The organism is Pectobacterium sp. CFBP8739, from assembly GCF_013449375.1.
In the GTDB taxonomy this organism is placed as follows: domain Bacteria; phylum Pseudomonadota; class Gammaproteobacteria; order Enterobacterales; family Enterobacteriaceae; genus Pectobacterium.
On the sequence record NZ_JACDRR010000016.1, the window covers coordinates 34,289 to 48,427 of the forward strand.

10 protein-coding genes are annotated in these 14,139 nt (G+C 51.6%); 8 read left to right on the forward strand and 2 right to left on the reverse strand.

What is annotated here, in order from left to right; all coding sequences use genetic code 11:
- Positions 1-70 precede the first annotated feature (70 nt).
- Positions 71-1,699: a sensor histidine kinase gene (locus H0247_RS13540; RefSeq protein ID WP_180743006.1), complete on the forward strand. Its 1,629-nt coding sequence runs from the start codon at positions 71-73 to the stop codon at positions 1,697-1,699.
- Complete coding sequence (gene dcuR, locus H0247_RS13545; protein ID WP_010281107.1) at positions 1,692-2,414, forward strand: two-component system response regulator DcuR; 723 nt, start codon at positions 1,692-1,694, stop codon at positions 2,412-2,414. Before H0247_RS13540 ends, dcuR begins: the two co-directional genes overlap by 8 nt.
- Before the next feature lie 99 nt (positions 2,415-2,513).
- On the opposite strand, the gene H0247_RS13550 is transcribed toward dcuR, so the two are convergent.
- Complete coding sequence (locus tag H0247_RS13550; RefSeq protein ID WP_180743007.1) at positions 2,514-3,857, reverse strand: 2-hydroxycarboxylate transporter family protein; 1,344 nt, start codon at positions 3,855-3,857, stop codon at positions 2,514-2,516.
- Between the two features lie 1,474 nt (positions 3,858-5,331).
- Between H0247_RS13550 and dppA the strand changes: the two genes are divergently transcribed.
- The 5 genes from dppA to dppF all read left to right on the forward strand — a co-directional run bounded on the left by dppA (position 5,332) and on the right by dppF (position 11,109).
- Positions 5,332-6,939 (forward strand): dipeptide ABC transporter periplasmic-binding protein DppA, encoded by a 1,608-nt coding sequence (gene dppA / locus H0247_RS13555; RefSeq protein WP_180743008.1) that lies wholly within the window; start codon positions 5,332-5,334, stop codon positions 6,937-6,939.
- Between the two features lie 234 nt (positions 6,940-7,173).
- Positions 7,174-8,193, forward strand: a complete 1,020-nt coding sequence (gene dppB, locus H0247_RS13560) for a dipeptide ABC transporter permease DppB (RefSeq protein WP_180743009.1) — start codon at positions 7,174-7,176, stop codon at positions 8,191-8,193.
- Between the two features lie 12 nt (positions 8,194-8,205).
- Complete coding sequence (gene dppC, locus H0247_RS13565; RefSeq protein ID WP_180743010.1) at positions 8,206-9,108, forward strand: dipeptide ABC transporter permease DppC; 903 nt, start codon at positions 8,206-8,208, stop codon at positions 9,106-9,108.
- Between the two features lie 13 nt (positions 9,109-9,121).
- Positions 9,122-10,102, forward strand: a complete 981-nt coding sequence (gene dppD, locus H0247_RS13570) for a dipeptide ABC transporter ATP-binding protein (protein ID WP_180743011.1) — start codon at positions 9,122-9,124, stop codon at positions 10,100-10,102.
- Positions 10,099-11,109 (forward strand): dipeptide ABC transporter ATP-binding subunit DppF, encoded by a 1,011-nt coding sequence (dppF, locus tag H0247_RS13575; protein WP_180743012.1) that lies wholly within the window; start codon positions 10,099-10,101, stop codon positions 11,107-11,109. Before dppD ends, dppF begins: the two co-directional genes overlap by 4 nt.
- Positions 11,110-11,206: 97 nt before the next feature.
- On the opposite strand, the gene H0247_RS13580 is transcribed toward dppF, so the two are convergent.
- On the reverse strand, positions 11,207-12,457 hold the full coding sequence (locus tag H0247_RS13580; RefSeq protein WP_180743013.1) for a valine--pyruvate transaminase: 1,251 nt from the start codon (positions 12,455-12,457) through the stop codon (positions 11,207-11,209).
- 392 nt (positions 12,458-12,849) lie between these two features.
- On the opposite strand from H0247_RS13580, the gene H0247_RS13585 reads away from it, so the two are divergent.
- Positions 12,850-14,058: an aldose 1-epimerase family protein gene (locus H0247_RS13585; protein ID WP_180743014.1), complete on the forward strand. Its 1,209-nt coding sequence runs from the start codon at positions 12,850-12,852 to the stop codon at positions 14,056-14,058.
- The last annotated feature ends 81 nt before the right edge of the window (positions 14,059-14,139 follow it).

The following is a 14,139-nucleotide window of genomic DNA, read 5'->3' on the forward strand; positions in this document are numbered from 1 at the left end:
ATCACGGCACGCGAAACGCGACGAAACAGTATAAGATAACGGTGTGATGATGTTTGTTTCGGAGAGTGACATGGGCAAGAAAAAGGCACCGCTAAAGCTGGGAACATCGGTGTTTCTGATGGTGTCAGTTGTGCTTGGCGCGGTGTTGCTGGTGGTCTATTCCTTGCTGTTTTTTCGCATTAATCAGCTATCAGAAGATCATCTGCGAGAAAAAGCCTTTGCCATTGCTCGCACATTTGCCGCCTCTCCCGTTGTTATTGATGAACTGAAAGGGATTGGCCGACCTGAAGAAGTGCAGATTGCGGCGGAGACGATTCGCCTGCGCAATCAACTGCTTTTCGTCACGGTGACTGACATGGATACGGTGCGTCATAGCCATCCTGAGCCGGAAAGAATTGGCGAGCATTTTGCTGGTCGGGATATCTACCCAGCGCTGCTGGGTATGGAAAATACCGCCATTAATCGGGGAACGCTCGATCCTGCGCTGCGGGTCTTTACGCCGGTTTTCGACAGCAACCATAAGCAGGTTGGCGTCGTCGCGCTGGGGATTGCCTTAACCAGCGTGCAGAAAGTGATCAGTGATAACCGCTGGATGATTCCTTGGACGTTGCTGGCAGGGGCGCTGGTCGGCTGGTTAGGCACATTGATTTTGGTGAAGGTCCTCAAGCGCATTATGCTGGGATTCGAGCCGTTTGAAATCTCGAATCTGTTTGAACAGCGCAACGCGATGCTCAAACACATTAAGGAAGGCGTCATCGCGGTCGATCAACAGGGTCGGATTACGGTGATCAATGATGAGGCGCGACGGCTGTTTCGGCAGAATAAGCCGCAGGGCAGCGAAACGCCATCGTTGAAGCCAGCCGAACGTGTCAGCGACCAGTGGCTTGAGCATCTGCACCTGAAACAGGTGCTGGAGAGCGGTACGCCACGGCGCGATGAAGAGATTAACTTTAACGGCCACCTGTTGCTGACTAACACCGTGCCAGTCTTTGTGAAGAGCGATATTATCGGCGCGATTGCGACGTTCCGTGATAAAACAGAGATCAGCCAACTGCTGCAACGGTTGAGTGGGATGTCCTACTACGCGGATGCGCTGCGTGCGCAGTCGCACGAGTTTATGAATAAGCTGCACGTCATTCTGGGGATGTTGCACTTAAAGTATTACTCACAGCTGGAAGACTATATCCTTAAGACCGCCAATAATTATCAGGCGGAAATCGGTTCTATTATTCGTAAAGTGAAATCGCCAGTGATTGCCGGCTTCCTGTTGGGTAAAATCAACCGCGCGCGCGATCTCGGCATTACGCTCTCCATCAGCGAGGAGAGTCTGCTGCCGGATACCGATGATGTCGATGCTACCAATGAATTGATTACCGTATTGGGTAATCTGATTGAAAATGCGATGGACGCGATTGATGGGCAGGAAAACTGCGAAATCAGCGTGAGTTTCCATCATCAGAACGGCCGCCTTCACTGTACCGTGGGGGATGACGGCCCTGGCATTTCGCCGGAGAGTCAGGCGCGCATTTATGAACAGGGATTCTCTACCAAAGGCAGCGGGCGCGGTATCGGCCTGTATCTGACCAAACAGAGTCTGGAGAAGATTGGCGGCACTATCGAGTTTGAATCAGAACCTGAGGTGTACACCCAGTTTTTCGTTACTATTCCTTATCAAGCAAGGCTGTTTGACCATGATTAATGTACTGATTGTTGATGACGATGCCATGGTTGCAGAGCTTAACAAATCTTATCTGAACCAGGTTTCTGGCTTTAGCTGCTATGCGACCGTCCCCACGTTGCAGCAGGCACGAAACCTGCTGATGCAACCAGACTCGGAAATCGATTTGGTACTGCTGGACATTTATATGCAGCAGGATAATGGACTAGATCTGCTGCCGACTATCCGTGAGTTCAGTGAAAAGACGGACGTTATCATCATCTCGTCTGCCAGCGATGTGTATACCATCAAGAAAGCGCTGCATTACGGCGTAGTGGACTATCTGATTAAGCCGTTCCAGTTCTCGCGTTTTGAACAGGCGCTGACCGCCTATCGCGAAGAGGCGAACTTGTTCAAACACCGCGATTTTGTTGGGCAATCGGATATTGATAACCTGATTCGCCGTACCAGCAGTAGCACAGTCAGCGAACGTAAGAAATTGCCGAAAGGGCTGACCAGCCTGACGCTGCGTACCGTCTGCGAATGGATTGAAGGCAATCAGGGCATCGAATTCTCTACCGAAATGCTGGCGAATGCGATTGGCATTTCCCGTGTCTCCTGCCGTAAATACCTGATCTACTTGTCTGACACCGGCATCCTGACCACCAATATCCTGTACGGCTCGACCGGTCGACCGGTGTATCTGTATCGTTTACTGCCAGAAAAGCAGGACTCGCTGCGCCAGTATTGTGAATAAAAAGCGGTGAATAAAAGGCTGTGAATAAAATACGATGAATAAACAAAAACGCCACGGCAATGACCGTGGCGTTTTTGTTAGTGGGGAATCGTGGTTGGGTTAGGCAAACCAGCCCAGAAGCAGCGTAGCGGCGATGACGGTAGACGCGCCGCCGATACGGGTGGCGATCTGTGCGAACGGCATCAGAGACATACGGTTAGAGGCAGACAGAATCGCAACATCACCGGTACCCCCCAGCCCGCTGTGACAGGTGGTGACGATGGAAGCCTCAATCGGGTACATGTTCAGGTAAGGCGCAATCAGGAAACTCACCAGCGCCATAGACAGCACCACAGAACCGCAGACGATGACGTAGCCGACAGAGAAGACCGCCACGACGCTCTCCAGCGGGATATACAGCATGCCAAGCCCGATCATCAGCGGCCATACCAGAGAGCTGGAGACGAATTTGTAAACGCTGTGCGCGCCCGTTTCCATGACGGCAGGAATAACACGCCCGTATTTACAGAAGACAGCAATCAGAATCATCAGTACCGGACCAGGGATGTGCACCAGTTTCTCAAACAGGCCACCGACGATGAAGAAAGCGCAAATCATCAGCAATCCGCCGCCCATCAGATGAAAATCAACCGGTTTTGGTGCTTCATTAACGGCAAACATCGCGTTGTCTTCATCGCTGCGCACCAGACGGCCTTCGCCGTTCAGATCCTTGCGGCGCATACCCAGACGAGACAGCACGCCGGCACACAGAATGGCGAAGATGTTGCCAACGACGGCAGCCGGTGCTAACTGAGCCACATACACATCTGGGGTTTGTCCCAGAATGGCAGAGTAGGCGAGAGATAATGGCAGGATGCCTTCACCAATCCCGCCGCCGATGATGGGCACGATAATGAAGAAGAAGGTGTGGTAGAAGCTGTAGCCGCACAGCTTACCGACCAGTAAACCGGTTGCCAGTGCGGTTGCGGTGCCGATGACCAACGGGACGAACATGCGCACCATTCCTTGAATCAGGATCTTGCGGTTCATGCCCAAGATACTGCCGACCACCAGACAGGCGATGACGAAATACAGGAAGTTCGCCTCTTTCATCAACAGATGGACGGTTTTCATGGTGTTGTCATTAAACAGATTAAAATACACCATCACGGAAGGCACCATCAGGCACAGAATGGCCGGGCCACCGATATCTTTGAACACGGGAATGTTGCTGCCAATGTGTGCGAGTAAAAAACCCATCGTCATGATGACGGCGAAACCGCCGATCATGTTTTTAGGCAGATATCCTTCATAGGCCGCGATGGCAACAATGGCGGCAATCGCTATAAAAAGTGCAACAGGAACGGAGCCGATTTTCTTTTTAAAAAAGCCCCCGATAAACGATGGCTGTGTTTCCAGCGCGAGATCGTTCTCACATAGAATATCAGTTTCAATTTTTTTCATTATATTCACCCTGCTAGGACAGTTGGTACAGAAAGAAATGACATGCCTGCCGCGTCATGTTGTTTCGATATTGATTGTGCGTCGTTACCGACGTTTTTGTCGTCGATACCGGTATGTTTATCGAACGTTATTAATGCCAATAGCGGCGGATGTTTATTATTAAAAAAGCAGCAAATACATTTTTTTGTTTTTTATCAGTTAGTAACAAAAAGATAAGAAAGCGTGGATGTTATTTAACAAAGAATCGTGTTGGAGGGTAATCTAGCATGAGGGAATGTTAAAAATAATACGTTAATTGCGTATTTGTGAACTTATCAGCAACTCTATTTTAAATAACTTATATTGTTTTTTTGTAATTAAAATAACTCATTGAGTACATTGTAGGAGTTAAAAGAGGGGGGGTGAGGTAAATCACAGAGTGAAAATACCACTTTATGGGAATAAGTAAATAGCGCACTTTCATTTTAGTGAAAATATTTATTTAACTAAAATAGCCAATTAATTATTGAGTAATATCCATTTTCTCACGGGTCGCCACCCAGGCGATGCTACTGCGAACAGAAGGCGTCCTCAACCCTACATCAGTTACCTTTTTATCTATGCTTTATCTAACGGATGTCTTCAGCAACGGATCTCTGGTAACGACTATCCCACAGATAAACAATGCAGGAGAAGCCCAGTTGGAGGAGGGGGAAAAGGCGTTTCTTCCGTCGCACAAAGTTTTTTTCTGTAGCGTAGATAGTCCAGTTTTTGCTTATGGTGCCGTTGAAGATATCAGAATTTCTTATTATCTGTCAGAATTTTCACCTGTTGTTAACGTTTTTAACAAAAAATAGTGCTCAAATCTTGGACATGTAAGACCAGATGACTATAGTTTTTTTAATGGTGATAATTTCTTTATGTTGGCAATGTATCGGGTTTTATTGCTGTTTTTTAATAAAAACACAAAATATACACCTTCTGTAAGGTGGTGGGTTTGTATTTTATCTTTTAAGAAAATGTAAGGGAATTTTGTAAATCCCTACTGCTCATATTGACGTCACCGCCATCTGCTGAGAAATTGAGGGCGTCATAGGGATATAAGGAGGAAAGCAACGGCTTGTCTGAATGATTCTACGTCTTCATCCAGCATCCGTGAGCGGGTTGTTGCGCGTCGAGGTATAGGTTGTAGTTATTATGACTATATTCAACAGCGTGGCGGCCATCGGTTTTTGGTAACCCCCTTTTCCTCCCCCCATTATTTTGATTTTGCCTTCGGGCGACAGGGTACAGACCATAGCTCGTAAAAAATACAGGTCTGGCCAACCATACCTAATTGATTTCGAGATGCAGAACGGAATATAGCGCTGTTAACCACTGTGTTTTTAGCAATCACGCTTTTAACGATAGTGTTTTTAACAACAGTATTAATGCGTATGCAGCTTGGATTTGGGCGGGTATAGCACACAACATCATCCACAATGGAGCACACGTAATGGAAAAATCCCTGGTTAAATCAAGGGTGTTGAAATTCGGCCTTGGCTTGCTCGCCATGTCCGTCGCCGCAGGTGTTCAGGCAAAAACGCTGGTTTACTGCTCAGAAGGCTCCCCGGAAGGTTTTAACCCACAGCTATTTACCTCCGGTACGACATTTGATGCTAGCTCGATTCCTATTTATAACCGCTTGGTGGAATTTAAAGACGGCACCACGGACATTACTTCAGGGTTGGCTGAAAAATGGGATATTAGCGAAGATGGCAAAACCTATACTTTCCATCTGCGCAAAGGCGTGAAATGGCAAGACGGCAAAGATTTCAAACCTTCCCGCGATTTCAATGCTGATGACGTGATTTTCTCCTTCATGCGTCAGCAGGATGCCAACCATCCGTACCACAAAGTGTCTGGCGGCAGCTATGAATACTATCAGGGTATGGGAATGCCAGAGCTGATCAGCAAAATTGAAAAAGTTGACGACTATACCGTCCGCTTTGTGCTGACTCGCCCTGAAGCGCCGTTCCTTGCCGATTTGGCGATGGATTTTGCTTCCATCCTGTCAGCGGAATACGCCGATAATATGTTGAAAGCCGGTACGCCGGAGAAAATCGACCTGAACCCAATCGGTACAGGCCCGTTCCAGCTACAGCAGTACCAAAAAGACTCCCGCATTCTGTACAAAGCCTTTGACGGTTTCTGGGGCACCAAGCCGGGCATTGACCGTCTGGTCTTCTCCATTACGCCAGATGCTTCCGTACGTTACGCCAAGCTGCAAAAAGATGAATGCCAGATCATGCCGTATCCTAACCCGGCCGATCTCGCGAAGATGAAAGAAGATAAAAATATCACGTTGCTGGAGCAGCCTGGCTTGAACGTCGGCTATCTGTCTTACAACGTTGAGAAAAAACCGCTGGATAACGTCAAGATTCGCCAGGCGCTGAACTATGCGGTTAACAAGTCTGCCATTATCGAAGCGGTTTATCAGGGTGCCGGTCAGGCCGCAACCAACCTGATCCCGCCGACCATGTGGGGCTACAACAACGACGTTAAAGACTACAGCTACGATCCTGAAAAAGCGAAAGCCCTGCTGAAAGAAGCAGGTATGGCTGACGGTTTCTCAATCGACCTGTGGGCAATGCCAGTACAGCGTCCGTACAACCCGAACGCACGTCGTATGGCGGAAATGATTCAGTCCGACTGGGCGAAAGTTGGCGTGAAAGCCAAGATCGTCACCTACGAGTGGGGCGAGTATCTGAAGCGTGCGAAAGACGGCGAGCACCAGACCGTACTGATGGGCTGGACGGGTGACAATGGGGATCCAGATAACTTCTTCGCGACCCTGTTCAGCTGCGACGCGGCTAAAAATGGCTCCAACTACTCCAAATGGTGCTACAAGCCGTTTGAAGATTTGATCCAACCCGCGCGCGCCGTTTCCGATCACGAAAAACGTATTGAGCTGTACAAACAAGCACAGGTGGTGATGCACGATCAAGCTCCGGCACTGATTGTTGCGCACTCCACCGTGTATGAACCAGTACGTAAAAATGTGAAAGGTTATGTGGTTCAGCCGCGTGGCGTGCATAGCTTCAACAACGTGACGTTGGATTAAGTCAGCCACTCGTTTTTTCACGGACATGGAAAACCCCGACCTTGCGGTTTCTCGTTAGAGGAGCCGTGGAGGCGGGGTTTCTTGCCCGTTACATTTTTATGGCAGGCTTCCTGCCCGCCAGCCGGCGGGCCGTCGCACACGACGTTTAAAATCGTTTCTGACGATTTTTTAGCTGTGAGCAATGATAAGCCCGATGGCCAACGAGCCAGCGGGCATAAATAGAGAGTTCGGGATATGTTGCAGTTCATACTCCGGCGTTTGGGGCTCGTTATCCCAACGTTTATTGGTATCACCCTGTTGACCTTCGCATTCGTGCACATGATTCCGGGCGATCCGGTCATGATCATGGCGGGGGAACGTGGTATTTCCGCCGAGCGCCATGCGCAATTGCTGGCTGAAATGGGGCTGGACAAGCCGCTGTGGCAGCAATACCTCCACTATATTGGCGGTGTGATGCAGGGCGATCTGGGAATATCCCTTAAGAGTCGCATCCCCGTGTGGGAAGAATTTGTGCCGCGCTTCAAAGCGACGCTGGAACTGGGTATCTGTGCGATGCTGTTTGCTATCGCGGTTGGGATCCCAGTTGGTGTGCTGGCTGCGGTTAAACGTGGTTCCATTTTCGATCATACCTCTGTTGGCCTGGCGCTGACGGGTTACTCCATGCCTATCTTCTGGTGGGGAATGATGCTGATTATGCTGGTCTCCGTTCAGCTCAACCTGACGCCTGTTTCGGGGCGCATCAGCGACACGATTTTCCTTGATGACAGTATGCCACTGACCGGCTTTATGCTGATCGACACTCTGTTCTGGGGCGAGAAAGGCGATTTTATCGACGCGGTGGAACACATGATCCTGCCTGCCATTGTGTTGGGCACTATCCCGCTGGCCGTGATTGTGCGTATGACGCGCTCCGCAATGCTAGAAGTGCTGGGTGAGGATTACATTCGTACCGCCCGCGCCAAAGGGCTGAGCCGCCTGCGTGTCATTGTCGTGCATGCGTTGCGTAATGCAATGCTGCCGGTGGTGACGGTCATTGGCTTGCAGGTTGGCACTATGCTGGCCGGAGCGATCCTGACGGAAACCATTTTCTCCTGGCCTGGGCTAGGACGGTGGTTGATCGATGCGTTGCAGCGTCGTGACTATCCGGTGGTTCAGGGCGGCGTGCTGCTGGTAGCAACCATGATCATTCTGGTTAACCTGCTGGTGGATGTGCTCTACGGCGTGGTTAACCCACGCATCCGTCACAAGAAATAAGGGGAGGCTGAGATGACACAAGTCACTGAACCTGTTGTAAATAGCGCACCGAAGCCGATGACCCCGCTACAGGAATTCTGGCACTATTTTAAACGTAACAAAGGGGCGGTTGTTGGCATGGTGTATGTCGTGCTGATGCTGATTATCGCCATTGGTGCCAACGTGTTGGCACCACATGCTCCTGCCGAGCAGTTCCGCGACGCGTTGCTTCGTCCGCCGGTCTGGCAAGAGGGTGGAAGTTGGCAGTTTATTCTGGGAACGGACGATGTTGGGCGTGATATCCTGTCCCGCCTGATGTATGGCGCACGCCTGTCGCTGCTGGTCGGCTGCTTGGTGGTGGTGCTGTCGCTGGTGCTGGGCGTGATCTTCGGCCTGCTGGCTGGGTATTTCGGCGGTGTGGTTGATGCGCTCATCATGCGTATCGTTGATATCATGCTGGCGCTGCCAAGCCTGCTGCTGGCGCTGGTGCTGGTGGCCGTTTTTGGGCCGTCGATTGTGAACGCCTCGTTGGCGCTGACTTTCGTGGCATTGCCGCACTACGTTCGTTTGACCCGCGCGGCGGTGCTGGTGGAAGTTAACCGCGATTACGTCACGGCTTCACGCGTGGCGGGAGCTGGTTCGGCGCGCCAGATGTTCGTCAATATTCTTCCTAACTGCCTGGCGCCGCTGATTGTGCAGGCGTCTCTCGGTTTTTCTAACGCCATTCTTGATATGGCTGCTTTGGGTTTCCTCGGTATGGGCGCACAGCCGCCAACGCCAGAGTGGGGCACCATGCTCTCGGACGTTTTGCAGTTTGCGCAAAGCGCCTGGTGGGTGGTGACGTTCCCCGGTCTAGCAATCTTACTGACGGTATTGGCGTTTAACCTGATGGGGGACGGCTTGCGTGATGCTCTCGACCCCAAACTCAAGCAGTAACAGAGGTAGAGAGATGGCGTTGCTCAATGTAGATAAACTGTCGGTTCACTTTGGTGATGAGGATCTGCCGTTTCGGGCGGTCGATCGCATCAGTTATCAGGTGGAAGAAGGACAGGTGGTCGGTATCGTCGGGGAATCCGGCTCCGGTAAATCCGTCAGCTCGCTGGCGATAATGGGGCTGATTGATTACCCCGGCAAAGTGATGGCCGACAAGCTGGAATTTAACCAGCGTGATTTAAAGCAAATTTCCGAGAAAGAACGACGTAATCTGGTGGGTTCTGAAGTCGCGATGATCTTTCAGGACCCGATGACGAGCCTGAACCCGTGCTACACCGTGGGCTACCAGATCATGGAAGCCATCAAGGTACATCAGGGTGGTAACCGTAAAACTCGTCGTCAGCGTGCAATTGACCTGCTGACGCTGGTCGGGATTCCCGATCCGGCTTCGCGTCTCGATGTGTATCCGCACCAGCTTTCCGGCGGGATGAGCCAGCGTGTGATGATTGCGATGGCGATTGCCTGTCGGCCGAAGCTGCTGATTGCCGATGAGCCGACCACGGCACTGGACGTAACTATTCAGGCGCAGATCATTGAACTGCTACTCGAACTGCAACAGCGCGAGAATATGGCGCTGATCCTGATCACGCACGATTTGGCGCTGGTGGCCGAAGCGGCACATCACATCATCGTGATGTATGCCGGTCAGGTGGTGGAATCAGGCAAAGCGGCGGATATTTTCAGCGCGCCGCGTCATCCATACACTCAGGCGCTGCTGCGGGCGCTGCCGGAGTTCGCGGCGGACAAGTCCCGACTGGCATCGCTGCCGGGCGTGGTGCCGGGCAAATACGATCGCCCGAACGGCTGTCTGTTAAACCCACGCTGCCCCTATGCGCAGGCACGTTGCCGTCAGGAAGAACCTGAATTGCGCGATATTCCTGGTCGTCAGGTGAAATGTCATACACCGCTGGATGATGCGGGGAGACCGACCCTATGAGTGAACTGAATGCCACATCGCAGCCGTATTTGCTGCATGCGATTGATTTGAAAAAGCACTATCCGGTGAAGAAAGGTTTTTTTGCGCCGGAGCAGATGGTGAAAGCACTGGACGGTGTTTCTTTCACACTGGAGCGCGGTAAAACGCTGGCGGTGGTGGGGGAGTCTGGCTGTGGGAAATCCACGTTGGGTCGTCTGCTGACGATGATCGAAACCCCGTCTGACGGCGAGCTGTACTATCAAGGGCAGGATCTGCTCAAGCCCGATCCGCAAGCGCAGGCGCTGCGTCGGCAGAAGATCCAGATCGTGTTCCAGAATCCTTATGGATCGCTGAACCCACGTAAGAAAGTCGGACAGATCCTCGAAGAACCGCTGCTGATCAACACAGAGCTGTCAAAAGCCGAACGCCGTGAAAAAGCGCTGGCGATGATGGCGAAAGTTGGGCTGAAAACGGAACATTATGACCGCTACCCGCATATGTTCTCTGGCGGCCAGCGTCAGCGTATCGCTATCGCCCGTGGGCTAATGCTGGATCCAGATGTGGTGATTGCGGATGAGCCGGTGTCGGCGCTGGACGTATCGGTGCGCGCGCAGGTATTGAACCTGATGATGGATTTACAGCAGGATCTGGGGCTGTCTTACGTCTTCATCTCGCACGATCTGTCGGTTGTCGAACATATCGCTGATGAAGTGATGGTGATGTATCTGGGCCGCTGTGTCGAGAAGGGCAGTAAAGATGCCATTTTCAACAACCCGCGCCACCCGTATACGCAGGCGTTACTTTCCGCGACGCCGCGCCTGAACCCAGATTTACGCCGCGAACGCATCAAGCTGACGGGCGAGTTGCCCAGCCCGCTGAACCCACCGCCGGGCTGCGCGTTCAACGCACGCTGCCAGCGCTGCTTCAGCACCTGTACCCAGTTCCAACCGCAGTTGAAAACCTACGGTGAACAACAGGTCGCTTGCTTCGCCGTCGATCAGGATGAACAGGGTACCGCTGTCGCCTAGTTTGCCTCAACTCACCTACGCTGCGCAGGCGTAGGTGAGTTGATACGTGACTGCTGCGCCGCGAGTTAGCCGCTACTATTGCGGCAATCGTGGTGAATCAGCCTTCCTGCATCGCCTTTTCCACTTCTTCCGCCAGAATCGCAATACCCTGTTCGATTTTCTCCGGCTCCGGCACATAGTTCATGCGCATGCACTGGTTGGCGTGCGGCCAGTCCTGATCCAGACCGGGGAAGAAATAGTGGCCCGGCACCATGAGGACGCCACGTTTTTTCAGGCGCTGGTACAGGATTTCCGTCGTGATAGGCAGATCCTTAAACCACAGCCAGAGGAAGATCGCCCCTTCCGGTTTATGAATCAGGCACTGCTCGGGCGACAGGTAGCGGCGAATAATGGCGATAGTTTCTGTTACGCGCTGCTGGTAGAACGGGCGTATGACGTCGTTAGATAAGCGCAGCAGATCGCCACGCTGAATCATCTCGTGCGCCAGTGCCGGCCCGACCGCACCTGGAGACAGGCTAATGATGCCGTTCATGTTGCCGATCGCGGAAATGACCTTTTCATCCGCAATCACAATGCCGCAGCGTGAACCGGGCAGACCCAGCTTGGACAGGCTCATGCACAGGATGATATTCGGGTTCCACAGCGGCGTCGCGTCGGTGAAGATAATGCCGGGGAAAGGCACGCCATAGGCGTTATCAATCAGCAAGGGAACCTTGTGCTGCTGCGCCAGAATATCCAGACGCATCAGCTCGTCGTCGGTCAGCACGTTACCGGTCGGATTGGTTGGGCGAGATACGCAGACCAGCCCAATCTCATCGGTAATCGATAGGTGATCGAAATCAACGTGATATTTGAATTGCCCTTCAGGCAACAGCTCGATCTGTGGACGAACGGAGACGAACATGTTCTCGTCCAGCCCGGAATCCGAATAGCCGATATATTCTGGCGCCAGTGGGAACAGCACCTTTTTCAGGCTGCCATCGCTGTGGCGACCTGCAAACAGGTTAAATAAGTAGAAAAACGCACTCTGGCTGCCATTTGTCAGCGCAATGTTCTGTGGTCCAATCTGCCAGCCTAATTCATTACTCAGGAGTTCGGCCAACGCTTTAAGCAGCGTATCCTTACCTTGCGGACCGTCGTAGTTGCATAGCGCTTCCGTTAATTTCCCTTGCTCCAGCATCTCCTGACACAGTTGCTGGAAGTAGCGATCCATCTCCGGAATGTGTGCCGGATTGCCGCCCCCCAGCATGATGGCGCCTGGCGTACGTAGCCCTTCGTTCAGATCGTCCATTAATTGGGTGATGCCAGCGTGGCGCGTGAATTTCTTGCCGAAAAGAGAAAAGTTCATAGTCTATCTATCAGTGATCGTACACAGGTTAGCGGCAACCATAGCGCTTGCGCCAATAGGGTGCAATGTGGTTAAAAAACAATCTGATAATTTTTTATCTCGCCAAATGTTTAAAACTCAGCATGAATGTCTGAAATCGTTGCCGACGAGAAAAGGATGTTAGACAGCGTGCTTTATGTTGCTGAAACGATGTCAGCTTTTACCGATCGATATCTCAATAATTCTGCAAATATAGATGCCATTTATAGTGAATTAGTGATGCTAATCGGATAAATAACGCGACAATGCTGAATTTTTCCATCTGGTGATAGTTATCACATTCTGACCATCAGCTGATTTGTAGTCTTTAGCTCGCATTAGCTAAAACAATTCAGCAAAGAGGGATGGTTAACATGAAAAAATTACTGGCTATAGGCATTACACTGGCGCTGACATCATGGCAACTATCGGCGCAGACGTTTGTGCTGACAGATGCTGAAGGCAGTGTAGAAAAGGGAAACTGGCAAATTGGCAGTGATGCCCTGAAGATCAAAAATCAGCATTTCAGCATTGAGCAAAAAGTCCTGCACGGCGGACGTCAGGAAGGCAGTAAAGTGATTACGATTACCAGTCAGGACGGGCTGAAAATTGCCCTCAGTCCGACGCGAGGGATGAACTTACTGCATGTGACGGGTAAAAACATCCGTTTGGGGTGGGATTCGCCGGTTGATGAGGTCGTAAACCCGAACACCATCAATCTGGAAAGCCGTAACGGACTGGGCTGGCTGGAAGGTTTCAATGAGATGATGGTGCGCTGCGGCTTCGAATGGACGGGGCACCCAGTTGTCAGCGAGGGCATGATCTACACCCTGCATGGCCGCGCGGGTAACACACCGGCTTCAAAAGTGGTCGTGGAAGTCAGCGATAAAGCCCCGCATACCATTACGGTACGCGGTTTGCTGAAAGAAAACAGCTTCAAGAAGTCGAATCTGGAAACCTGGACCGAGCTGCGCTACGTCCCCGGCAGCGAGTCGTTTACCGTGCATGATGTGCTGACCAACAAAGCCGACTACCCGCGCGACTATCAGATTATCTACCACAGCAATTTTGGCACGCCGATTCTGGAAGAAGGCGCACGTTTCATCGCGCCAGTGAAAGAGATTTCTCCATTTAATGACCACGCTAAAGCGGGTCTGGCCACCTGGCAAACCTATAAAGGGCCGACGAAAGACTTTGATGAAATGGTGTTCAACATTACGCCGTACACGGATGCACAGGGCAAAACGCTGGCGGCGCTGGTGAACAAGGTGGGAGATAAGGGCGTGTCGATTGCCTTTGATACTCATCAACTGCCGCTGCTGACGCTGTGGAAAAACACGGACACGGAAAAACAGGGCTACGTCACGGGGATCGAACCCGGCACTAACTACGCCTATCCAGTGACGATTGAACGTGAGCAAGGGCGGGTCAAGAAGCTTCAGCCTGGTCAGAGCACGACGTTTGAACTGACATACAGCCTGCTGAGTAGCGCAGAGGCGGTACAGAAAACGGAGCAGAAAGTAAAAGCCATTCAGGGTAATAACAAAACCATGCTGACAGAAAAACCGATCGCCATCGAGTAAACCTTCTCTGTGCCGGCCATCGACTCAGGTGGTCGGCTATTCCACATCATGGTTACGCGTAGTCATTGTCACGTAACGCCA

Excerpts from the sequence above, each read along its gene's own strand:
- H0247_RS13540 (WP_180743006.1), top strand. The coding sequence starts at position 71 with ATGGGCAAGAAAAAGGCACCGCTAAAGCTGGGAACATCGGTGTTTCTG.
- dcuR (WP_010281107.1), top strand. The coding sequence starts at position 1,692 with ATGATTAATGTACTGATTGTTGATGACGATGCCATGGTTGCAGAGCTT.
- H0247_RS13550 (WP_180743007.1), bottom strand. The coding sequence starts at position 3,857 with ATGAAAAAAATTGAAACTGATATTCTATGTGAGAACGATCTCGCGCTG.
- dppA (WP_180743008.1), top strand. The coding sequence starts at position 5,332 with ATGGAAAAATCCCTGGTTAAATCAAGGGTGTTGAAATTCGGCCTTGGC.
- dppB (WP_180743009.1), top strand. The coding sequence starts at position 7,174 with ATGTTGCAGTTCATACTCCGGCGTTTGGGGCTCGTTATCCCAACGTTT.
- dppC (WP_180743010.1), top strand. The coding sequence starts at position 8,206 with ATGACACAAGTCACTGAACCTGTTGTAAATAGCGCACCGAAGCCGATG.
- dppD (WP_180743011.1), top strand. The coding sequence starts at position 9,122 with ATGGCGTTGCTCAATGTAGATAAACTGTCGGTTCACTTTGGTGATGAG.
- dppF (WP_180743012.1), top strand. The coding sequence starts at position 10,099 with ATGAGTGAACTGAATGCCACATCGCAGCCGTATTTGCTGCATGCGATT.
- H0247_RS13580 (WP_180743013.1), bottom strand. The coding sequence starts at position 12,457 with ATGAACTTTTCTCTTTTCGGCAAGAAATTCACGCGCCACGCTGGCATC.
- H0247_RS13585 (WP_180743014.1), top strand. The coding sequence starts at position 12,850 with ATGAAAAAATTACTGGCTATAGGCATTACACTGGCGCTGACATCATGG.